This is a genomic window from Spirosoma litoris (assembly GCF_054776755.1).
The window spans coordinates 507,270-529,017 of sequence record NZ_BAAHBI010000010.1 but is presented as its reverse complement, the minus strand read 5'-3'; the positions used below and the strand labels follow the sequence as shown (position 1 = coordinate 529,017).

Genomic DNA, 21,748 nt, shown 5'->3' with positions numbered 1-21,748 from the left:
ATCAACAATCCGCCTTATGCACGAGTGTAGCACTCGCTGGTAGACGAATGAATCTGCCAGTGTGTTTACTTATCGTTATGTAGTGATGCTCAAAGCATATTCCGTTGGGGTTGTAGTGAGGTGGCAGGAATTACAGGCTTTGGCATGACATCGGCCCTACCCGGCACCTCGACGTAATTCCCTTCCACACGGTTCAATACCGTAAATATGGGTTGGTTCGTTACGCGTACATACATACTTAACAGTTGCTTTTCGGCCCTGGCCCAGGGACTACTTGCATCAATGATTAATAAGGATAAAGCACTGCTTTTGAGCAGATAAACCGGAATCTGATTGTTAATCAGAGCGGGGAGTTCAAGAATAATTCGGTCAAACTGTGAGCCATCGAACCCCTGATTATAATCAACCAGGTAATCGACGCTCGTAACATTCATAAAATCGGGACGAATGGTGTACGGGAAATACGTTACCCCCTGTTTAAACTCCCGTTGCTCTTTTCCGGTCACCCGTGGATAGCAATAGGCTACCTTCTGGTCTGCGTTTTCGTAAAGGTCAACCAATCCATTAGCCACCCAGGTTTTACCTTGTTTCGATCGGATGCTAAAGAGGGTAATAATGGGTGGATATGGCTTAGTGGTATTTTGGGTCACCTCAACATTGATGGCGTTGAAGAGCTGTTCAAACATACTCCGCGATGCCATTGAAGCCCTTGTAAACACCTGTGGTTTTTTGACCGTTGGGAATAAAGCGGCAACAGGCATCCCAATCATGGATTCAGCCTGTTCGGGCGACTGGATGCGCTTGTCTAACCAGAAACGAAGGGCTGTAAGCAATAGGGCAATGAAAAGCCCGACCCCAAAGCCGATAGCCACCATTTGTATGCGCTTGGATGGCAGCGGAACTAACGGAAAATCCGGAGCATCCAAAACCTCCAATGTTCCACCAATCGATACATCCTGACGACGCGTTTTCGACTGATCGACATTCTGTATTAAGTCCAGGTATTCTTTTTCTGCAATGGCTAACGCTCGATTCAACTGACGAAGCTGGGTTCCTAACGGCCCATACTCATTGGTCTTGGCCGCATAGTCATCCATTCGTTTCTTATAGAGTTCTAATCGGGCCGACGATTCTTCGTATTCCAGCGACTTCATTAAACGGTCGTTGGCCATTGTTTGCGCCGGAATGGCATCATTCGAATTAGCTGCCGCATCATATTTTTGCGCACTAACTTTTAAATCTTCCGAAGCTTGTTTGACACTGGCCTGCAACTGAGCGATTACCGTTTGCGGCTGGCCATAGGCTCGGGCATTGGCTAGTTTATTCTCGGCATCACTTAATTTCTTCTGTTTTTCGGTTAAATCGTTATTGGCAGCGCGAATACTCCCCTGTTGACCCATACGCCCATTTAAGGCATCGAGAGCGGCTTTAGCGGCATTTTTCCGCATCAGCTCCTGATTGTATTCGCTATTTAAGGCCTCACGCGATGAGGCAACATTTCTGGCTTCTTCATCATAATCCAGTACCTGATGCTTCTCACTGAAGGCCCGCAAATCGGCCTCTGCCTGCGCCAGTTTTGCCTTCGCTTTCTCTAACTTGGCTTCGTAATAACCAATAACGGAATTGGTTTCGGAGGTTTTGAGCGTCGAATAACGTTTGTTCAGGTATTCAATGGCATAATGTAATGTCCGCTGCGATACCGCAGGATCGTCAGATTCATATTCCATCAACAAAACATCATTCGTATTCTTACGAGCAGAGCCTTTTATGTTTTCGCCCAGGTGGGCTATGGAATAATACGAATCTGATTTCAGCAGTAAGGTTTTTATTGGATTATCAGATGGTGTTTTTGCTAAACTATCTAGGGTATTATGTAAGAGCGTCGAGTCTGCTGCAATGTAATATAGGTTTTCCCATTCGGGTGTGATCGCATTGTGCAGTTTCTGGAACCCTGCATAGCCTAATACCAGCGAATCGGGACGCCGAAGCTGAAGGTGATCTGTAAGCAGAGAAACCCCGATTTGAAGCAGGGTTTCCCGAGAGTTCAGCGTAGTCAGAATATTGTCGAACGCACTAGCCGACCGATCCTGATAGGCATTATTTCGATCTGATAATAGCGAATAGCGAGAAACCAGCCCGGTATAAAGAGTAGCCTGTGATCTATACACCTTGGCTTCATTCCGGGTGGCGAAAAAAGCCGCAATTGCAGTCACTGCCGGAATGAGAATGAACCAGAGTATATGCTGTTTCAGTAAGCGCAAAAAGACCTCGACTGACATACAATTCGTTTAGTTACGTTTTAATCGTTGGATAGGCATGCCCATTAATGCTTCAAAATAGCGAACATTTTTCAGAAAATTGCCTTTCGCTTGCTCTGAGGCCGTTTTTGCCTGAACATAACGGCTAGTAATCGACGCCATCAAATCGGCCGTGATCTGACCTTTTTGAATTTCAACTTCCCCAACACGAAGGGCAGTCAACGAAGCCTGCTCATCGATCAACAAAATTTTCAGGAGTTGCTGCGTCGTAATCATATCCTGATAAATACCAATCAGATCACGTTTCAGCGACAACTCAACCGTTTCTCTCTGATGTACAGCCGCTTTATAATTAGCCTGCGCCTGGCGTATCTGGTGCTTTCGGCCAAACAACTCATAGAGCGGAAACCGAACATCAATGCCGACCCGGTAACCGTTGGCAATTTGCCCAAGGGTACTCCCCTGTGATGTTGATGTGCCTCCTTGCTGTAGAGCGCCAGTCGAGACCAACACCTGATTCCCCGTTGAATAATTGGCAGCCCCGGCAACGTTTTGCAGAATTTGCAATTTGGCTATTTCATATCCTTCGTTCAGCGAATTCGTCACTTCTGTCTGATATTTTACAAACGGTGAGTGCGTTACCGCTATTTTCATTAAATCATCAAACGGTAGCAACTGACCAGCTATGTCCTGATTTATATCGAGGTATAAGGTATCATCAGCAAAACCAGACGACGCCCCAAATGAAACAAGCCCACGAGCCCCTCTATTCTGCCCTGAGCAGAGCGATATAGTAAGAACTCCAATCAGGCAGAAAAGACTAAATCGGCAAATAAGTATTGTGTTTAATCGCAATAAACGGAATCTCATTCTATAAAAATTTACGCATGTTTTTATTACTACAAGTATCTATTCAATAAGTTTCCTATTTCTAGAACACAATAACTTATCATTTTCATTTACCGGAAAAATCAAAACTTCAAATCAACTACCAGTTTTATTCTTTTGTTACCTGTCTATTCCTGATTTTGACTAATTTATTCCTATTTTGTCACACTTGCCTATTCGAGTTAGCCCAACTGGTTCATCTGCTAAGGCACTTGCGTATCAGCCGAGCCCGTGTGGGGAGTATGCATAAATCGCTTAAAGGCTTTCCGCATATTCAGTACCGCCCGAACAAAGCTGAGCAATACCATCGGAATAAGAAGTAATTCTCTCATACTCAGACGTTTCCACAAATACGTAGGCACCGAGATTACCAAACTTACGATTAGTACTAACAACAAAACAACTGGAATTTGCCACAACAATGCCTTTCCGGCCAGTATCCCAAATAGGCAACTGATAATCAAAAGTCCTAACAGAAGAATCTTGGGTAAGATTATGGCTTGAATTACTTTGAATCCACTAGCAAATCGACCCGAGAAAAGCTCCTTTACACCGCTCCAGAAATAGAACTTCACAAACTGCCACTGAGCAGCAATCCATCGGGTACGCTGGTTTTCGAAAACCACCCGTTGGGCCACTTTCTCGTCGTAAATAAAGGCTTGTTCCAGATAGCCGATTGTATGACCATTTAATACCACATTGGTTTCCAGCTCTTTATCATAGCCACCCATGGTATGTTGCGTTGTCATTGCCGCTTTCATAATTGCGGGTTCAAATGCCATACCCGATCCAATGGTAGCCGACGAGAACCCTAATACCCGCGTGGCTTTTCTAAAAATATGGTTGTTGATTTCTTCACTGATGGCATCTAGAATAGCCATACTTGTATTGATATTTTTGGCAACCCGATGCCCTTGAATGGCTCTCCACCCCTGCCCAAAAGCAGTATTGATGCGGCTCAGAAAATCAGGTGCCATATGATTATCAGCATCTGATACAACTAGTATATCGTACTCTTCAATCGGTAACCTATTTAACGCTGAATTAATGGCTTTGGCAACGGTAGACACCTCAAAAGAAACAGGAAGAACTTTAACAGGTAAAGCAGCCAACCGGCTGAGTGTTTGAGGTAGGAATGAATCGGCAATGACAATCAGTTCAAATCGGTCTGACGGGTATATCTGTTTCAGGTTTTCAGTAACAGATTCAATAATGACGGCATCTTCTTTATAAGCGGGAATTAAAACGCCTATTTTCCTAAAAAAAACAGGTGCCTGCGCCTGATCCGTATCATCAGCCTTACCCAATCGGCCAGCTATAGCGAATACGATCCAGTATAAGACATTTAGTGAAATAATTCCTAAAAAGAGGATATATATAACGTAGAAAAACTGCATAATTAACTAAAACAATTAACCCTATCTTGCCACAACCTACCGTCTAATAAATTTCTCGGAAAATTGGTATTTGTTCGCCTTCCAACCGAACTCCCCCCAACAGAATCCTTGCCTTTTAAGACCAATAATTTGTGACCAAGTCACACTATATGACGCAACCCTAATTCCAATCTGTTCGTATATACGGTTATGCGCTACATCGTTGTTTTCGCTCAGCAGGAAATTGGCTACGCCGTGGGGTTCGACGACTCCTCCGACGCGGTCGATTTTTTATTCTGGGGTTATGAAGAATACGATTTGCTACCCTACGGTATTTTTGACGCATTAACGGGAGAAGTATTTCCGTACGAACACCGGGGCGAATTAGTCGTCGCCGTTGATGAAGAGACCATTAGCCGAACCGCAAAAGATTATTTGAATTCGGCTATTCGGCAGACAACGTAAGCCTCTAGCCAACAGGGAGGCCATCTTTATCACATAAAAAAACCGATCGTTTACGATCGGTTTTCATTGAGAGCTGAAGCTTTACGATTAGGATGATTCAACAATTTATACCAACAGAATATCCTTTTCTTTCGCAACAAATATTTCGTCGACACGCGCAATGAACGCATCGGTAAGTTTCTGAACGCGTTCTTCACCCATTTTTACGGCATCTTCTGAAACGCCATCTTTTGTGAGCTTACGAATATCCTCGTTCGTATCTTTACGAATGTTCCGAACATTGACTTTGGCGGTTTCAACCTCCTGTTTCACCTTTTTCACCAGATCACGACGACGCTCTTCGGTTAATGGTGGAATACTCAGGCGAATCTGTTCACCATCGTTATTCGGATTCAGGCCAAGGCTGGAATTACGGATCGCCTTTTCTACTTCGCCAATCATCTTTTTCTCAAATGGCTTGATCGAAATAGTACGGGCATCGGGCGTATTGATGGATGCTACCGTATGCAAAGGCGACAGCATTCCATAGTATTCAACCTGAATGCCATCGAGCATGCTTGCATTAGCCTTCCCGGCGCGAATTTTAGTCAATTCAATGGCTAAGTGCTTAAGCGCCTTTTCCATCGTGTCCTTTGCATCGTCGAGAAACAACTCGATTTCTTCCATGTCTTACTTAGTGATTGAGTGATTGAATGATTGAGTGACTGGTTATTCCATTCAATCACTCAATCACTCAATCTATTTAATTATGGTAATTTCATTGTAATGAGCGTACCCTGCTCGTCGTCACCCTCTATCAATTTGAGCAAACTGCCTTGCTTATTCATATTAAATACGATAATGGGCAGGTTGTTTTCCTGACAAAGCGTAAAGGCCGTAAGGTCCATAACACTCAGTTTCTTTTCGTAAACGTCGTCGAAGGTAATGCTCGTATACCGCGTGGCTGTTTTATCCTTCATCGGATCGGCGGTGTATACCCCATCTACCTTCGTGCCTTTGAGCACTACGTCAGCCTCAACCTCAATTGCTCGTAAGGCCGCCGTTGAGTCGGTCGTGAAATAAGGGTTACCCGTTCCTGCGGCAAAGATGACCACTCGACCTTTTTCGAGGTGACGTACTGCCCGCCGACGTACGTAAGGTTCGCAAACCTGTTCCATCTTGATAGCCGACATGACTCGTGTATACATCTTATGCTTTTCGAGCGAGCTTTGAATGGCCATCGCATTGATAACCGTTGCCAGCATACCCATATAATCGCCCTGTACCCGGTCGATGCCAGAACGCTCACCCGACACGCCCCTGAAAATATTGCCCCCACCAATAACGATGGCTACCTGTACGCCCAAATCGACTACTTGTTTGATCTCTTTGCTATACTGTTCGAGAACAGCTGGATCTATATTGTAACCATTTGGCCCAGCCAGAGCCTCCCCGCTCAGCTTGAGCAGGATGCGTTTGTACTTTGTCTGCGATGTCATGTAGGGAAATTTTGCGGGCAAATATAGGGAAAAAGGCCAGAAGGAAGCAACGCCCATAGGCTGGCTTATGCCGATTTCCACATTTCTTTAAGTCGGTTCAGGTCTCGCTTCATTGCCATAAATAAATCATTTCTGGGAATCGATAGGTGTGTAGTCCCATGCTCGGCACCGCCCATCGGATACTCAATGTGCAGGGACACAGGCACCTGCAGGTTGGCTTTTTTCAATAATTGAAAGTACGTTTTAAAATCAACCATGCCTTCTCCCAGGGGCACATCCTGCACTACCCACTGATTTCCTTTTTTCTCCCAACGAAAATCTTTTATTGGAATGGTCTTGATTTGCGGCAATAGCAGCCGAACCCCATTCGGCCAGGACGTTCCTCCTTCGACGGTAGCGTGTCGAATATCATACTGAATGCCCATGTACTGGGGGTCAGCCTTTTTAAGGATTTCCCAAAGTTCCCAAACGGATGCCCCGACTAACAAACCCGCGTGATTTTGGTAACACCCTACTAATTTCAGGCTTTTATTCAGTTCTCCTAACGCTTGTAACTGGTTCTGAAATTGCAGAATCGAATCGGGCATAGAACGCTTAGCATCATAGGAATACCATTTCATCCGATATGCCTGATAGCCTAATTTAGCGGCTGTCTCCAGCAGTTGTCTGTCAATCGGGTTGGTCGCGTCACCGACGGCTGTAGTCATCAATTTAGGTGGAAGTCCGGCTTTTTTTAGCGCATCAACCGCTTTTGGCAAATCGTCCTCTACCCGCTCGGGTACCACATGGCCATCGGGACGAACGGTTAGGTCAACTCCATCGAACCCCATACTGGCCGCAGCATCGGCCATATCGGTGTAGTTCAGAAACTGCAGATGTTTCGAGAAAATATGAATGTCGGGCAAGCCTGTTTCGACCCGATTAATCGACTGATTCATAGCCGAAGGTATCAATGGCAATGAGCCAGCAACCAGCGTAGCCTGCTTCAGAAAATGACGACGAGAATGCAAGGAGTCCATACTCACCTAAACACCGCTTCAGGCAAATTCTACCAATACCTGCCCTTTTTCGACGCGGTCGCCTTTGCTAACTCGAATTGTTTTTATAGTCGCATCAGCAGGTGCCTTCAACATGTTTTCCATCTTCATAGCTTCCAGAATCAGCAAACTATCCCCTTTACGAACCTCATCACCTGGTTGTACACTAATGCCCACAATTAAACCAGGCATCGGCGCTTTTAGCTCATTAATTTTTGCACTGGCCAGCGTACTCATACCCATTTTTTCAAGCAGCTGGTCGAAGCGATCTTTTAGTTTTACTGGATAAATATGCCCATTTATCTTCAGCGTGACCGTTTTTTCGGCTGTGTTCAGTTCCAGCACTTCGGCTGTGAATGAGCGATTCTGGTGTAAAATATGGAACGTCCGATCAGAAAGTTTGACCAAGTCCCAGGCAAATAGTTCGCCGTTTAGTGTCTGGCCTTCGGGAAGAAAGTCAATTGAGAAAGGAGCAAGTTCAGAGTCGGCAAGAGTTGCGGTATACATATTTTTTTTGTTTCGCCGGGTTATTGTTTTGAAGAAAATACACTACGATTTATTTACCAGCCAGATTCCAGCTAAACACACACCCATTCCGGCAAATTGCACCGGATAGATGGTTTCGCCATCTAAAACACCCCACATCAAGGCAACAATGGGAATTAGATACGTGACCGAAGCAGCAAACAAAGGCGAGGCCAGTTGCATAATCCGATTAAAAAAGATCGACATTAAGCCCGAGCCAAATACGCCAAGGGTAACCAATGCCCCCAATGACCAGTTATTTTCATGGGTAATAACCCGACTCAAAAAATCGGTCGGCATAAGTGTGAGTAGAGCTATTGGACCAGCAAAGGCAAACAGCCAGGCGGTCGATACGAGTGCAGGAAGGTGACTCAAATAGCGCCCAATCAAGTTTGTATTCAGGCCATAACAAATCGTGGCCAGTACAACCAAAAGCGCATATTTATTTAGTTGAAATGAACCCGTTGCACTAAAAAACACCAAGAGTAACGAGCCCCCTAAACCAAGCAAAATACCAGCAACTTGTCGAATCTTGAGCGATTGACCGAAAAATACACCCCCAAGAATCAGCGTAAATAATGGGCTCAGTGAATTTAAGGCACCGGCCAGCGAGCTGTTTAGATGAGCTCCTGCCTCGGCAAATAGAAAGGCCGGGACAACGAACCCAATTACAGCCGATGCCAGCAAGGCAACCCAACGGTGTCGAACGGCCACACGAACATCGGCCTGACGGCTTTGTCGTGCTAGAAAAGGCGTAAAGAAGAAGAGCGCAAAAACTAATCGTCCGGCCCCCACCTGCTCTGGAGGAAAGGCAACCAGGCTACGTTTGATCAGAATAAATGAACTGCCCCAGACCAACGCGAGCGAACAAAGCAGTATCCAGGCTAATAGTGGTCGTTTCTGAGGAATTACGACAGGTTCTTCAGCAGTCATTGTTGAGGTAGAATTACAGAAACTGCAAGATAGTTTTTTATGCGAAAATCCGGCTAGTCCTGTAATTCCGTCGACCCCAACATGAAAATTAAGCAATCAGCGCAATGTCGTAGATTTCAGCTATTTCATCCAGAATAGCACTTACACCACTATATGAATCAGTAGTTACTAAGCGCATCCGATAAGGTTTGAAATCGGGTAGTCCTTTGAAATAATTGGCATAATGTCGACGCATCTCAAAGAGTCCTACAATTTCTCCTTTCCAGCGAATCGAGAAATCAAGATGCTGACGGCATACCGCTACCCGGTCAGCAATGGTAGGTGGAGACAAATGCTGGCCTGTTTTAACAAAGTGTTTGATTTCGTTAAAAATCCAGGGATGCCCAATACTAGCCCGACCAATCATTACCCCATCAACTCCATAACGGTTTTTATACTCCAGCGCTTTTTCAGGCGAGTCAATATCGCCGTTACCAAATATGGGAATTTGAATCCGTGGATTTTCTTTAATACGGCCAATAAGTGTCCAATCGGCTTCACCTTTATACATCTGTACGCGCGTACGTCCGTGAACCGTTAACGCCTTTATCCCGATGTCTTGCAAACGTTCTGCAACTTCGCCAATATTCTTCGTGCTCTCATCCCAACCCAGTCGAGTCTTCACTGTTACGGGCAAATGAGTCGCTTTCACGACAGATTCGGTCATCCGAACCATTTTAGGAATATCCTGTAACAAAGCGGCTCCAGCGCCCCGGCAAGCTACATTCTTAACAGGACAGCCATAATTAATATCGATCAGATCGGGATTGGCTCGCGTGGCAATACGAGCGCATTCGCCCATGGTTTCTACATCCGAACCGAAAAGTTGAATGCCAATAGGACGCTCATATTCAAAAATATCCAGCTTCTGAACACTCTTGGCGGCATCACGAATCAACCCTTCCGACGAAATAAATTCGGTGTACATCAGATCGGCACCGTTGGCTTTGCAGACTGCCCGAAACGGTGGATCACTAACATCCTCCATCGGTGCCAGTAGCAGTGGAAAATCCGGAAGTTGTATCGTACCAATATTGACCATTTTTGTTCTTATGGGTTCCCAAACCCAGCTCTATTTTCGTTTAATTAATTGAGCAGTAATTAAAACTACCCGCAAAGGATGTACAAGTTACGATTTGCCCGGCAGTTTGGTTCCGTTGATCTGCGAAGCAACTCAAGCGAAAAACATTCTTCGTAACTCGTATTGCGTATATTTACCGAAATTATGCAGCCACTCCACTTTCAAGAAGCCTCCAATTCACGGCCACCTACCCTTGGTGGGCTGACTATGCTTGTCGGTTTTATCCTAATCGGAGGTGTTGTCAGCACTTATCTTTTGCTTGGTATTCTGGCACTGAGTAAAGGAATGGACTTTACGGAAACGCAGGGTTACCTGAAAGAACTAGCCATTAACCCAACCGGCACACCCGCCAACTGGTATGAGCTCATGTTGCTTCAGGCCGTCAACCACCTCGGCACATTTTTCCTTCCCTCGTTATTGTATTGGTACGCGATTGAACGACGAACGTGGGATCAGTTTAACCCTCGACCTGTTTCGGCAGTAGCTGGATTTAGTATCGTCGTCCTTATCGTCATTGCGTTTATGCCATTCGATGGGTTGATTATCGAATGGAATCAAAACCTCCACTTACCCGAAACCTTGGCGCCCATTGAGCAATGGATGCGCGATCAGGAACAAAAATTATCAGGCCTAACAAAGTACCTTACTTCGTTTAAAACAATTGGTCAGCTGCTGATTGCCATTCTTGTTATTGCAGTTATCCCAGCCCTTGGTGAAGAAACGCTGTTTCGGGGTATTTTACAACGTAATCTCATCCGCTGGACAGGTAATGCTCATCTGGGAATTTGGCTGGCAGCAGCCTTATTCAGTGCTATCCACGTACAGTTTCTGGGCTTCTTCCCTCGAATGCTACTCGGCGCTCTGTTTGGCTATTTATATCTGTGGTCAGGCAATCTTTGGGTATCTGTTTTAGCCCATTTTGTCAACAACGGTTTTACCGTTGTGATGGTCTATTTACACCAGAAAGAAATGACTACCATGGATATTGAAAGCACTGAGTCCGTGCCAATTCTGGGCTCCTTGGTTGCCTTACTGGTTACAACGGGCCTCTTATATTATTTTAAGCAGATAAATTCAGAGCAGACGTAGAAACTGGTCGGCCAGTACGATTTCTATACACAACACAATGACCGAAACCTGGGAATCAATTTATACCAGCCCGCTACCTCATCGGGCCGAACTGGCAAAGGCTTTATTGCTCGAACACGACATTCCGGCAGTAGTTGTTAATAAACAAAGTAGCAGTTATCCTAGTATAGGCTGGGGAAAGAGCGAGGTTCATGTGCTGGCTAAAGACGCAGTTCTGGCCAAAGTAATCCTGGAAAATGAAGCAACGTTTAGCTAACTTATCGAACCTGCAACAACGAGTTATTGCGGCTGTAGCAGGTGTTCCGTTTATTCTGTTTATGATCTGGTATGACGCCTGGACGTTTGCCTTACTCTTTTGCGTAGTCAGTGCACTCACCCAGCGCGAATTTTACCGTCTGCTCGGCCTCGATGGATTTGAACCGCTTACCGCCTATGGCACTGTTGTAGGCTGCATGATTTGTGTACTAGCCTATTTTGTTGAAACCGATCAAATCGGCACGGGTAATTACTTTCTGATTTGTCCGGCGTCCTCTATGATTTTCCTGATCAAGCTCTACAAGAAGCGCGACATGAAGCCCTTTACCAATATCGGCTTCACGTTCCTTGGGATTATCTATGTGGCCATGCCATTTGCTTTATTAATCATTTTAGCCTTGCAAGGGGGCACCTATCATCCGGCTATTATTACGGGCTGCTTACTGCTCCTCTGGGCCAGTGATATAGGGGCCTATTTTGCCGGGACTAAATTTGGTCGGCGTAAACTCTTTGAGCGGGTTTCTCCCAAGAAATCCTGGGAAGGTAGTATTGGTGGCGCAGCAGCCGCGGCTCTGATAGCCCTTGGACTAACCTTTTGGGCGCCCGAACTCAAACCCTGGCAATGGTATTGCGTTGGCGGTATTATTGTCGTAACCGGCACCTATGGCGATCTGGTTGAGTCGCTGTTTAAACGAAGCATCGCCATTAAGGACTCGGGCAGTAGCATTCCGGGACATGGTGGATTTTTAGATCGATTTGATGGCCTGCTACTTGCCGCGCCATTTATTATCACCTTCCTGAAATTGTTCGCGTAAATCAGGTATAAGCTCAACTTTTACAAGCAATTAGATAGCCTTTTATAGCCGACTTCCAGGCCCCATCTATCAGAAATTGATCCATTAAAATTCGATTTCAGGGTCTTAAATAACCTTAAATCGAATTTTAGTTGGGGCAATTTCCAGTCATAATGCTTAAATTTGACAGGGTATCCGTACTAATCTTTCTTAAAATTCGGGTAGCCGAAACCTTATACTGCCTTTTACTAGTTTACGTTGTAGTTTAGATTGTAGGTCCATGAAGAAGTCATTGACGTTATTGGTTTTTATTCTGGTGTTGTCTGCCTTAGCGGGACTCTTTACGACCGTACAGGCGCAAGGGCAGGAACGACAGATAACGTTCACAGGTTTTATCACCGGAGGTAAAACCAATGATGCCTTGCCAGGTGCCTACATTTACATTCCGAAAGCGGGGAAAGGGGTTTTAGCAGCACCCAATGGCTATTTTGCATTGCCTGTGTTTCCAGGCGATAGCGTCATTTTCAGCTATGTCGGTTTCCGTACGCAATACCACATTATTCCCCGTCGGATAACAGACCTTACGTATTCGGCCGTAGTAGCGTTGCAGGAAGATGTTAAAACGCTGGCAGAGGTAAAGGTTTATCCATATGCTACGGAAGAGCTATTTAAAGAGGCCTTTGTGAACCTGAAACTCCCCGACGAGAAAGAACGGGAGAATCTGGCTAAAAACATGGACCCGACTGTTATTATGCGTCAGGCGGCCACAATGCCGATGGGAGCACTGGCTAACCACCAGAACTTCGTGAATCAACAGTTCTTCGGACGAGAGTCTATTATTGGCCGCAGTGCCACGCCCACGTTCGCCTTTACCAACCCGTTTGCCTGGGCTAACTTCATTCGCTCCGTTAAACGTGGCGACCTGAAAACGAAAGAGTGGCGAAGCGAAATCAACAAAGCTCCTCGCGAAAACGTATCCCGCAAAGATATTCTGAATGAAACCAATTAATTCAGCATTGCTTTCATTTAGCTGCCCGAATTAGGTTCCCACGTTTTGAGCTGGATATCCGTTCCATCAAAAACTCCATAGGTTTTAGCGGAAACCCATTCGCCGAGATTGATATAGCGGCTGTTTGGTGTTACGGCTAAATCGAGTGGTAGATGCCGATGACCGAAAATGTAAAAATCGTGGTGGGTTTTGGCTTCTACCTCGTTTGCATACAGCCAAAGCCACTCTCGCCCTTCGCCCAAAAAATGCTCCTCCCCTTTCTTCTGGTTGCTGATCCGGCTTCGGCGCGACCAGGCATGAGCCAGACCAATGCCCAAATCGGGGTGTACCCAACGGAATAGCTGGCGAGCTAAGCCGCTTTCAAAGACCGTTTTGAGCCGTTTATAAACATAGTCACCAGGCCCTAGCCCATCGCCATGCCCTATGAAAAATCGTTTTTCGCCAATGCTATAGCGACGTGGCTCCCGATAGACAGGAATTCCCATTTCCTGGGTAAAGTAATCGTTCATCCACATATCATGGTTACCCGTGAAAAGCACAATACGGATACCGGCATCGGTGAGTTCGGCAAGTTTGCCCTGCAAGCGGATGAACCCTTTGGGAATGCTTTTTTTGTATTCAAACCAGAAATCAAATACATCTCCGACCAGAAATATCACATCGGCATCGGCTCGGATGGTATCGAGCCAGTTAACAATAATTCGTTCCCGGTCGCGGCTTTGTTGATGCGAGGGGGTTCCTAAATGAAAATCAGAAGCGAAATAGACTTTTCGACCAGAAGCAAGGGGAATGGTTTCGATCTCGGACATGGATGCGGTTTATTCTGCCGCAAAACTACATAACGAAACCCGATACGAATATAGAAAGAAGGTATTGAGTGTACCTTTTTCTGTTTTGACAATCTATTCACGCCGAACCTTCAATGAATATTTTCTCTTATTCGTATCGCTAATAGGTTATCAGTGGTTAGTTCCTGACTAACGATAAAAAGCAATAGGAATTCCTTCACTAACAGCCTTTTACAAAAACCAAAAACCTGATCCACGAACTAAAAACGTCGCTTTAATCGGCTGGAGAAGCTAATATTACTCAGTTTGCGAGTAGGATTGTCGATTATCTGATCATGTAAAAACATCTGGCTGACTAAAATGGTATTTAAGAAAACGCTAATTTTGGCTTTTCTCCAAATAGACCATGAAAATCAAATCGCTACTACTGGCCTTTCCCGTACTTTGTTTAGCCTGCAGTAACCCTGGTTCTGACACTTCTGATCCAGCTAGCCAAATGGATGCCAGCCCTATTCTGGCCAAAAAAGTGGCAGGTGTCAACACACTATCTGTCGATTTTGGGTACGACGAGCCCTGCAACATTTTAGGCGAAGAGTATGTCCGCAGCACATTTAATTTAGGCGAAAAAGCAGAATTAGAAGAAGCCCACGGACACAACGGCTGCGAATTCGCCTGGGAAGGGAATAAAGTTCTTGTTTCCTTTGGTGGATCGAAACCTTATCCGTCTATAAATCAGGCTGAATATCTTTTCGACAAGATGTATCAGAATAAACCGGCTGCTGCCCCTGCACCAGTAACTGAAGCACCTGAATCAGCAACAGTCAACAGCTCAGAAGGCACTAGCCCTGAAGCCATCGTTAGCGATGAAGAAGCTACCGAACACCATTCGACAGATGATCACCAGCCACAACATGGCGGTGTAACAGCTGCTGCTACGCATACAGAGCATGCCGCCAGCACGGGTCATTACGAAGCGGTTCCAAACGTTGGTGATAAAGCCGTTTGGGATGCAACCACTGGCGCTCTGCACGTTCTCTACAACAATCACATCATCAATGTGACCGTTGAAACCAAAGGCAAAGCTGAAGCGAAAAAAGAACAGGCACAAAGCTTGGCCGAAGTACTCATTGAAAAAATTGCTGAGAACGAATACGTTCGTCGTTTATAATCTGAATACTTGATTTCACAAAAAAGGTGAGTTGAAAATAGGCTATTTTCAACTCACCTTTTTTGTGAAATCAAGTTCCGTATCAATGATGATTTACGGCATTATCAATTCTGTAGCAGATTCTGACGTTCACCCCTGCTCAAAGCTTCTCCCAATAAACGGTTTTTGTCAGAATACCCTTGTGGGCTACTATTTTCAGTTTGTTCCCAATAAGAAACAGTTCACATTCGGCGGTTATGTCTTTTTTGGGGTTATAAACAAGCCCTTTCCATTGGCCATCGACAAACTTTATGTCTTTTAGAACCACCCGTTTGGCCGGGTCGATACCCAAAAAACCATTGCTGGTTTTGCTGACAACAATAAGGGCACCATCGTCGTCGGTTTTATAACTGCCCGCAAAATTATCAGTTGGTTTTTGGGTGAATAAACTGTTGGTAAGGCTAAGCAATAGGCCGAGAATAAAGAGATTTTGTTTCATTGCTACTGAATTTTAGAGGGTAAAAAAGACGATTTAGCAGGTCTGGAAGTAATCCATCATTTTATGACAGGTCGACTATGCCACTCATAAAACAGGCCATTCGGATCGCGCTGGGCTCTGATTTCCTGTACTTTCTTCAGATGACTGTCTGATAGAAACGGAGCCGTACGTTTGTGGAGTCCTTCGTCTGCCAGTTGGATACCCGTCGATAAATGAGCCATTTGCCGCATCATGTTGGCTGCCCAGTTGCCATATTTAGGGGTATCTTCAGCGTTTTCCCAGGTAGAATATAAAGCCAGATAGGTGTTATCCTCATTAGAATAGGCCATATCGGTAGAAAGGTGGCCAGGGTGCCAGTTTAGCCACAAAAAATGCGATGGTTCAGGAGGGAGCGTACGGGCAATTTCTTTGATAAAAGGCATCAGATCGTCGAGTGGGGCGTGTGTCCACATATTATCGACTCCCCAATACTGCTCTTCAGGATAATGAGTCATTGTTGTTTTGTAAAGCATGTCAATACCTGGATTGAATGCAGGTGTGGCAATAACCGCCTTACTCTTGATAGGGCTGTTTTTCATAAATGCCATTGCCTCTTCATATTCATCTTTAGTATCGGCAAAAATGGGTGCAATGGCTTCAATTCCTGGCCCAAGCAAATTGAGCATACTATTGCTCATAATCATCTGAAACTCGACGGCTTTAGGAATATCAGGCCCGACTTCGTAAGCCCAGGTGTATACATCCTCCAGATGCTTCATATAGAAGTCGTGGGCAATAATGGCGCGGTATTTAGGCATTGGATATAGTTTAAGATGAAAGCAAATAACAATGCCAAAGAAACCGGGGCCTGACCCACGGGCAGCCCAGAACAAATCGGAATTTTGTTCGGCATTGGCATGTACGAGTTCGCCCTCGGCTGTAATAATATCCAGCCCAATTACGCTTTGACAGGCAATCCCCAACTTACGCCCGTTCCAGCCATATCCACCCTGCAATAAGTAGCCCCCAATGCAAACGCCTTTGCAGTGACCAGCCGGAAAAAACAAATTATGCTTATACAATTCGAGCATCAACACACTACCACCTACACCTGGCCCAGCCCTTGCCGTCAGGGTGTCGACGTTGATTTCGTAACTGTTAAAGCGCTTCATCAAGATTAGAATGCTATTGTCGCGCAAGTGGTTAGCACTAAAACTATGGCCGCCCGAACAAACGGTAATTTTTTTGCTAGTAGATCTGGCATAGTTAATCGTGTCAATAACGTCCTGAATGTTCTTGGGTTCAACTACCATGCTGGGGCGCTTGCCAGGGTCTATTTTATTGAATAACGTACCCATAACCAGTTCCTCGAAGGTAGGATCGTCCTGGTTTGTGATGTTGCCTGCAATCTGCAGCCCTTCGTTTTCTTTCATAAATTTGGCATAGAGATCAGGTAAGAAAGCCGCCAGATGAGTCATCTCTTCTGAGCAATGTTTCAGTAAATCGGGACCGAAGTTTTTGGGCAACGAGCGGACTTTCCGCAGAAAATCAGAAGCTAATTTAGCCAGCACACCGGCTTTTCGGACATTAACATATTGGCCACCGAGCCAGAATCGAGACCGCATTTCTGAGCCTCCTTTTACAGCGCGAACCTGATGTACGAGATAGCCATAGTCGACTGGTAGCGTAGGATGTCCAAGCCGGGCGCAGATATAAACCGCTTTTTCGGGATTGTTGATGGCTTCTGTAGAAAACCCAAATTCGGTAGGTGATTTAAACTGGATAACGGCATCCTGCAACTCCTCGCCAATATACTCTTTGATGATCGAATGGCGGCCAATATAGGATACCTCGTCTCGGCCATCTTCCCAATGGGCACTCACATGAGCTTTGGGATGCCATAGTTTATAACGATTGTTTTGGCAACCATGCCAGCCAAACCACCAGTCCCACATGTTGGGAGTTACGCCGGGCATGTGCGTTCGGATAGCCACGTGAATACTCCCGTCGGCACCCTTCGTGTATCCGTTTTCCAGATCAGTATACCCTTCTGACTCCAGGTAATTGGCGGCCGAAAATGGAGGTAAGGCCCCTGGCTGAAAAGGCGAATTGGCTAGGGCCGTTTGTGCATGCGTTGCCAGCGGTAGAATAGTTTCATTAAAATACTGTGCATGCCTGGTATTGAAATCCTGGGGGCGATAGCCAATGTATTCTTTTTCCATAATTTTAAGACGTTAAAAAGATGTCTCAAAACTAATGGGCTATTGTGGCAGCAGCACTTGAATTAATTCAAGAAATAGTTCTGGCCGAATAGTGGCAGACAGGATAGGGCTGCTTAGATTTTGTGTTTCAGTTTACTTAACCACTCTGGCGAAATTCCCATAAATTCAGCAATAAAGCGCGATGGGACACGCTGGATAATCCCCGGAAATGTAGAAATAAGATATTGGTATAGCTGTTCGGAGGTGTAGGAAATGATTTTTAGCTTGAAGTCGTTTTCCTCCTGTAAGGCTGTTGTAACGATAGAATGATAAAACCTGAAAAAATTACTATCGGTAGCAACAAGTACTTCTAAATCTTTTTTTGCAATTGCCAGCAAGGTTGCATTGCTGATTGCCCGTAGTTCGCACCGGGTTGGTAGACCCGAGAAAAAACTATCAACACAACTCATGAACGGATGCAGCTCTGGCATATAAAAATTGATCGTTTTCTCAATTTCCAGAGCTTCATCAATATACCGGCATACGAAACCACCAGAAAGGATAAAGTAAACATTACTACATACGTCGCCTGGCCGAACGAGTAGTGTTTGGCTTTTTACGTCTAAAAACGAAGTGTGCTTCAGAATTTGCTCAATAAGGTCGGGAGAAACATTTGCCCGACTGAGTTCTGCGATTAGAAAAGGGGGAAGCATATGATAGCCGATTGTGCATTAACCTAAAGCAAAAAAAGTAGCAGTCAGACTGCTACTTTGACGTACTAGTTAAGCAAAAGTCAACTTATTTACCTCAAATCGGAATCTGCTCAAACACAACGGCTGGTTGGGTTGCGTCTTTGAATGCCTTACGCGGACGGATATTCAGTGTCTGGAATAATTCCTGATCGGCGTCGCCATCGGGGTTTGGGGTTGTCAGGAGTTTATCACCTGCGAAGATTGAATTGGCACCTGCCAGAAAACATAGTGCCTGCTCTTCGGTATTCATCCGAACGCGTCCGGCCGACAGCCGAACCATTGCTTTGGGCATGATAATACGGGCCGTAGCAATCATCCGAATCATTTCCCAAACCGATACCCGTGGCTGATCTTCCAACGGTGTTCCTTCCACCGGCACCAGCGCGTTCACTGGAACAGACTCAGGGTGTTGTGGTAACGTAGCCAGTGTGTGCAGCATTCCGATACGGTCCTGATCGGATTCGCCCATACCGATAATACCGCCCGAGCAAACTGAAATACCCGCTTTACGAGCATGACCAAGCGTATCTAAGCGATCATCGTAGGTACGTGTGCTGATGATATCGCCATAAAACTCTTCGCTGGTATCGAGGTTGTGGTTGTAGGCATACAGGCCGGCATCTTTCAGTTTTTGTGCCTGACTTTCGGTAAGCATACCCAATGTACAACAAACTTCAAGGCCCATTTCATTGACGCCCTGCACCATATCGAGCACTTTATCGAAATCACTATTGTCGCGCACTTCGCGCCAGGCAGCTCCCATACAGAACCGTGTACTGCCTGTATCTTTGGCCCGTTGTGCAGCGGTTAACACCTCGCTCACTTCCATCAGTTTGTGAACTTTCACCCCTGTATGGTAACGAGCAGCCTGTGGGCAATAAGCGCAATCTTCGGGGCAACCGCCCGTCTTGACCGACAACAGGGTACAAACCTGCACTTCTTGCGGATCATGATGCTGACGATGAACGGTAGCAGCCCTATACATCAAATCCAGTACAGGTGAATTATAAATTTCGGCTATTTCAGCACGGGTCCAATCGGTACGAAGCATAGCGCTGGGTAAATTAAGTAAGCTAGTAAAAGGGTCAAAAATAGAACCGGAGGGGCAGAAACAAAAACGTCCCGTCCAGAAATTGGCGAGATGCCCTTGTTTCTACACTATAATATTAGACAAAATCACGGCAATCGATACGCTACCAGATAATCTCCCAGCTTGGTTCCTAACTTACCATGCCCTCCAGCGGCTATCACCACGTATTGGTGTCCGTTTACCTGATAGGTCATAGGAGTCGCCTGGCCGCTTGCTGGCAGAGGAACTTCCCATAGCAGGCTACCATCCTGCGTTTTAAAGGCACGTAAGTGACCATCTAAACTGGCCGCTACAAAGACAAGTCCGCCCGCTGTGGCAATGGCTCCTCCGAAGTTTAACGAACCCCATTGCTTAGCTTCTGGGTATTTATTGATATCCATCATATAGCCTAAAGGTACTTCCCATTCCAGCGTTCCCTTTTTGAGGTTAATAGCCGCTAATGTTCCCCAGGGGGGTGGCGTCTGCATTTGAATGCCTCGTTCATCTCGGGTGAACATATAGCTACGTTTTAATACGTAGGGTGTCCCCGACTGCATTCCGGTTTCGGCCCGAAGTAAATCCTGGTCATTTTTCACAGATTCGGCCAACTTTTCCCGTTCCAGTAGCCGAATAACAGCCGCCATCCGGTTCACATTGGAGATCAACAAACCCGATGTGGGGTCATAACACATACCTCCCCAATGGATACCTCCTACATTGCCCGGCGTCATCAGGCTGCCCTGTAATGAAGGTGGCGTGTAAATACCTTGATACAAAAGCCCATCAATTCGTTTTTGAGCAATGGCTTTATCGGCTGGAGTCATGCCCCAGGCTTCCAGTTTTTGCAGACCCAACGCAGGTAGTGTTTTCGGGAAGGGTTGTGTCGGGAACGCTTCTTCGCCCGGAACAGTCGATTTCGGAACAGGGCGCTCCTCGACTGGTAACAAGGGCTCTCCTGTCTCCCGATTCAGGATAAAGACAAAGCCCATTTTCGTACCGGCTGCCACCGCTGGCACCGTTTTACCGTTGAAGGTAAAGGGGAACAACAAGGGTTGCGACGCATTGTCGTAATCCCACAAATCGTGGTGGACCGTCTGAAAACTCCAGACGACTTTGCCTGTAGAGGCTCGGATAGCTACAATAGAACTGGCATAGAGATTTTTGCCCAGACGCTCACCTCCATAATAATCCGGACTCGGGCTGGTTGTTGGAATAAACACCAGATCTCGCTCAGCATCGGCCGAAATAATGGACCAGGCATTTGCAGCGCCGGTTTGAGTGGCATTGGGGCCTTTCCAGGTCTCGAAACCAGCCTCTCCTTTTGTGCGCGGAATCGGGTCCCAACTCCAGCGTAAAGCACCTGTTACGGCATCATACGCCCGCACGACACCCCGATCATAATTGAACCGCTGATTATCGCCCATCGACGAGCCTACCACAACCGTATTCCCAATAATCGCAGGTGGCGACGTAACGCTGATGTTTCCCACTCCTGCCCGTAAGTCTACACTACCCGCTTTTCCGAACGTGTCGATTGGCTTGCCCGTAAGCGCATCCAACGCAATCAGCCGCCCATCAATCGTAGCCACGAAAATACGTTTGGCGGCTCCAACTGTTGCTTTCTTCTCGCTTGGCGAAGGCCAGACAGAAACGCCACGCGACGTCAATTCGGATAAATCCTGACGCAGATACACATCAGGGTTGTATTCCCATTTCTTTTGACCAGTAGCCGCATCAATTGCGAAGACCCGTGAGGTGGGCGTGCTAAAGAAAAGCGTACCATCAACCATAATGGGCGTGGCTTCGAAAGCCGCTTTCTCTTCGGCAGAGGTGCCTTTGTAATGCTCCAATTCGCCCGTTCGAAACGTCCAGGCTACGGTTAATTGCTTCACATTACCCGGATTGATCTGCGTTAGTGGCGAAAACCGCATACCGCCTGCATCGTTCCCATAAGCTGGCCATTCAACAGAATTGGTGGCTTGTTTGGATAATATTTGAGCCCTTGACTCTGTTTGGCAGCTTATCCGAAGTAGAAGGGTACCAGCAAGGCAAACTTGATGTATGAATTTCAGTTGGTTCATGGCAG

The 21,748-nt window shown here is 46.0% G+C and carries 21 protein-coding genes; 6 read left to right on the top strand and 15 right to left on the bottom strand.

Annotated elements, in window-relative coordinates; translation table 11 throughout:
- Positions 1 to 89: 89 nt before the first annotated feature.
- The 3 genes from ACYVGR_RS08700 to ACYVGR_RS08690 all read right to left on the bottom strand — a co-directional run bounded on the left by ACYVGR_RS08700 (position 90) and on the right by ACYVGR_RS08690 (position 4,543).
- The gene (locus ACYVGR_RS08700; protein ID WP_460955562.1) at positions 90 to 2,279 is read right to left on the bottom strand and encodes a GumC family protein; all 2,190 of its coding nucleotides are present in this window, start codon (positions 2,277 to 2,279) and stop codon (positions 90 to 92) included.
- Positions 2,280 to 2,288: 9 nt separating this feature from the next.
- On the bottom strand, positions 2,289 to 3,128 hold the full coding sequence (locus ACYVGR_RS08695) for a TolC family protein (RefSeq protein ID WP_460955560.1): 840 nt from the start codon (positions 3,126 to 3,128) through the stop codon (positions 2,289 to 2,291).
- 221 nt (positions 3,129 to 3,349) lie between these two features.
- Positions 3,350 to 4,543, bottom strand: coding sequence for a glycosyltransferase (locus ACYVGR_RS08690; RefSeq protein ID WP_460955558.1), 1,194 nt, complete (start codon positions 4,541 to 4,543; stop codon positions 3,350 to 3,352).
- Positions 4,544 to 4,732: 189 nt separating this feature from the next.
- On the opposite strand from ACYVGR_RS08690, the gene ACYVGR_RS08685 reads away from it, so the two are divergent.
- Positions 4,733 to 4,987, top strand: coding sequence for a hypothetical protein (locus tag ACYVGR_RS08685; RefSeq protein WP_460955556.1), 255 nt, complete (start codon positions 4,733 to 4,735; stop codon positions 4,985 to 4,987).
- 105 nt (positions 4,988 to 5,092) lie between these two features.
- Here ACYVGR_RS08685 and frr read toward each other — a convergent pair whose 3' ends face one another.
- From frr to dusB, 6 genes are all read right to left on the bottom strand, one after another.
- The gene (gene frr / locus ACYVGR_RS08680) at positions 5,093 to 5,653 is read right to left on the bottom strand and encodes a ribosome recycling factor (RefSeq protein ID WP_460955554.1); all 561 of its coding nucleotides are present in this window, start codon (positions 5,651 to 5,653) and stop codon (positions 5,093 to 5,095) included.
- A gap of 80 nt (positions 5,654 to 5,733) precedes the next feature.
- Positions 5,734 to 6,465: a UMP kinase gene (gene pyrH / locus ACYVGR_RS08675; protein WP_460955552.1), complete on the bottom strand. Its 732-nt coding sequence runs from the start codon at positions 6,463 to 6,465 to the stop codon at positions 5,734 to 5,736.
- 65 nt (positions 6,466 to 6,530) lie between these two features.
- Entirely contained in the window at positions 6,531 to 7,484 is a 954-nt protein-coding gene (locus ACYVGR_RS08670; RefSeq protein ID WP_460955550.1) for a sugar phosphate isomerase/epimerase family protein, read from the bottom strand.
- An 18-nt stretch (positions 7,485 to 7,502) separates the two neighbouring features.
- Positions 7,503 to 8,009 carry an acyl-CoA carboxylase biotin carboxyl carrier protein subunit gene (locus ACYVGR_RS08665; RefSeq protein ID WP_460955548.1) on the bottom strand — a complete coding sequence of 169 codons (507 nt, stop codon included), beginning with the start codon at positions 8,007 to 8,009 and terminating at the stop codon, positions 7,503 to 7,505.
- A gap of 42 nt (positions 8,010 to 8,051) precedes the next feature.
- The gene (locus ACYVGR_RS08660) at positions 8,052 to 8,960 is read right to left on the bottom strand and encodes a DMT family transporter (RefSeq protein ID WP_460955546.1); all 909 of its coding nucleotides are present in this window, start codon (positions 8,958 to 8,960) and stop codon (positions 8,052 to 8,054) included.
- Positions 8,961 to 9,048: 88 nt separating this feature from the next.
- On the bottom strand, positions 9,049 to 10,041 hold the full coding sequence (dusB, locus tag ACYVGR_RS08655; protein ID WP_460955544.1) for a tRNA dihydrouridine synthase DusB: 993 nt from the start codon (positions 10,039 to 10,041) through the stop codon (positions 9,049 to 9,051).
- A gap of 246 nt (positions 10,042 to 10,287) precedes the next feature.
- Between dusB and ACYVGR_RS08650 the strand changes: the two genes are divergently transcribed.
- The 4 genes from ACYVGR_RS08650 (at position 10,288) to ACYVGR_RS08635 (ending at position 13,227) form a co-directional block, all read left to right on the top strand.
- Entirely contained in the window at positions 10,288 to 11,169 is an 882-nt protein-coding gene (locus ACYVGR_RS08650; protein ID WP_460956086.1) for a lysostaphin resistance A-like protein, read from the top strand.
- 37 nt (positions 11,170 to 11,206) lie between these two features.
- A complete protein-coding gene (locus tag ACYVGR_RS08645; RefSeq protein WP_460955542.1) occupies positions 11,207 to 11,425 on the top strand; it encodes a putative signal transducing protein in 219 nt (72 codons plus the stop codon).
- Complete coding sequence (locus tag ACYVGR_RS08640) at positions 11,406 to 12,239, top strand: phosphatidate cytidylyltransferase (protein WP_460955540.1); 834 nt, start codon at positions 11,406 to 11,408, stop codon at positions 12,237 to 12,239. Before ACYVGR_RS08645 ends, ACYVGR_RS08640 begins: the two co-directional genes overlap by 20 nt.
- Positions 12,240 to 12,498: 259 nt before the next feature.
- Entirely contained in the window at positions 12,499 to 13,227 is a 729-nt protein-coding gene (locus ACYVGR_RS08635) for a carboxypeptidase-like regulatory domain-containing protein (RefSeq protein WP_182463249.1), read from the top strand.
- A 17-nt stretch (positions 13,228 to 13,244) separates the two neighbouring features.
- Here the strand turns inward: ACYVGR_RS08635 and ACYVGR_RS08630 are convergent, their stop codons facing one another.
- On the bottom strand, positions 13,245 to 14,036 hold the full coding sequence (locus tag ACYVGR_RS08630; RefSeq protein WP_460955538.1) for a UDP-2,3-diacylglucosamine diphosphatase: 792 nt from the start codon (positions 14,034 to 14,036) through the stop codon (positions 13,245 to 13,247).
- A gap of 385 nt (positions 14,037 to 14,421) precedes the next feature.
- On the opposite strand from ACYVGR_RS08630, the gene ACYVGR_RS08625 reads away from it, so the two are divergent.
- Positions 14,422 to 15,183 carry a hypothetical protein gene (locus ACYVGR_RS08625; RefSeq protein WP_460955536.1) on the top strand — a complete coding sequence of 254 codons (762 nt, stop codon included), beginning with the start codon at positions 14,422 to 14,424 and terminating at the stop codon, positions 15,181 to 15,183.
- 139 nt (positions 15,184 to 15,322) lie between these two features.
- On the opposite strand, the gene ACYVGR_RS08620 is transcribed toward ACYVGR_RS08625, so the two are convergent.
- From ACYVGR_RS08620 to ACYVGR_RS08600, 5 genes are all read right to left on the bottom strand, one after another.
- Positions 15,323 to 15,661, bottom strand: coding sequence for a hypothetical protein (locus ACYVGR_RS08620; protein WP_460955534.1), 339 nt, complete (start codon positions 15,659 to 15,661; stop codon positions 15,323 to 15,325).
- 56 nt (positions 15,662 to 15,717) lie between these two features.
- Entirely contained in the window at positions 15,718 to 17,862 is a 2,145-nt protein-coding gene (locus ACYVGR_RS08615) for a DAPG hydrolase family protein (protein WP_460955532.1), read from the bottom strand.
- A 113-nt stretch (positions 17,863 to 17,975) separates the two neighbouring features.
- Positions 17,976 to 18,554, bottom strand: coding sequence for a Crp/Fnr family transcriptional regulator (locus ACYVGR_RS08610; protein ID WP_460955530.1), 579 nt, complete (start codon positions 18,552 to 18,554; stop codon positions 17,976 to 17,978).
- 94 nt (positions 18,555 to 18,648) lie between these two features.
- Positions 18,649 to 19,644: a biotin synthase BioB gene (gene bioB / locus ACYVGR_RS08605; RefSeq protein WP_460955528.1), complete on the bottom strand. Its 996-nt coding sequence runs from the start codon at positions 19,642 to 19,644 to the stop codon at positions 18,649 to 18,651.
- Between the two features lie 125 nt (positions 19,645 to 19,769).
- Positions 19,770 to 21,743, bottom strand: coding sequence for a pyrroloquinoline quinone-dependent dehydrogenase (locus tag ACYVGR_RS08600; protein WP_460955526.1), 1,974 nt, complete (start codon positions 21,741 to 21,743; stop codon positions 19,770 to 19,772).
- Between the last annotated feature and the right edge of the window lie 5 nt (positions 21,744 to 21,748).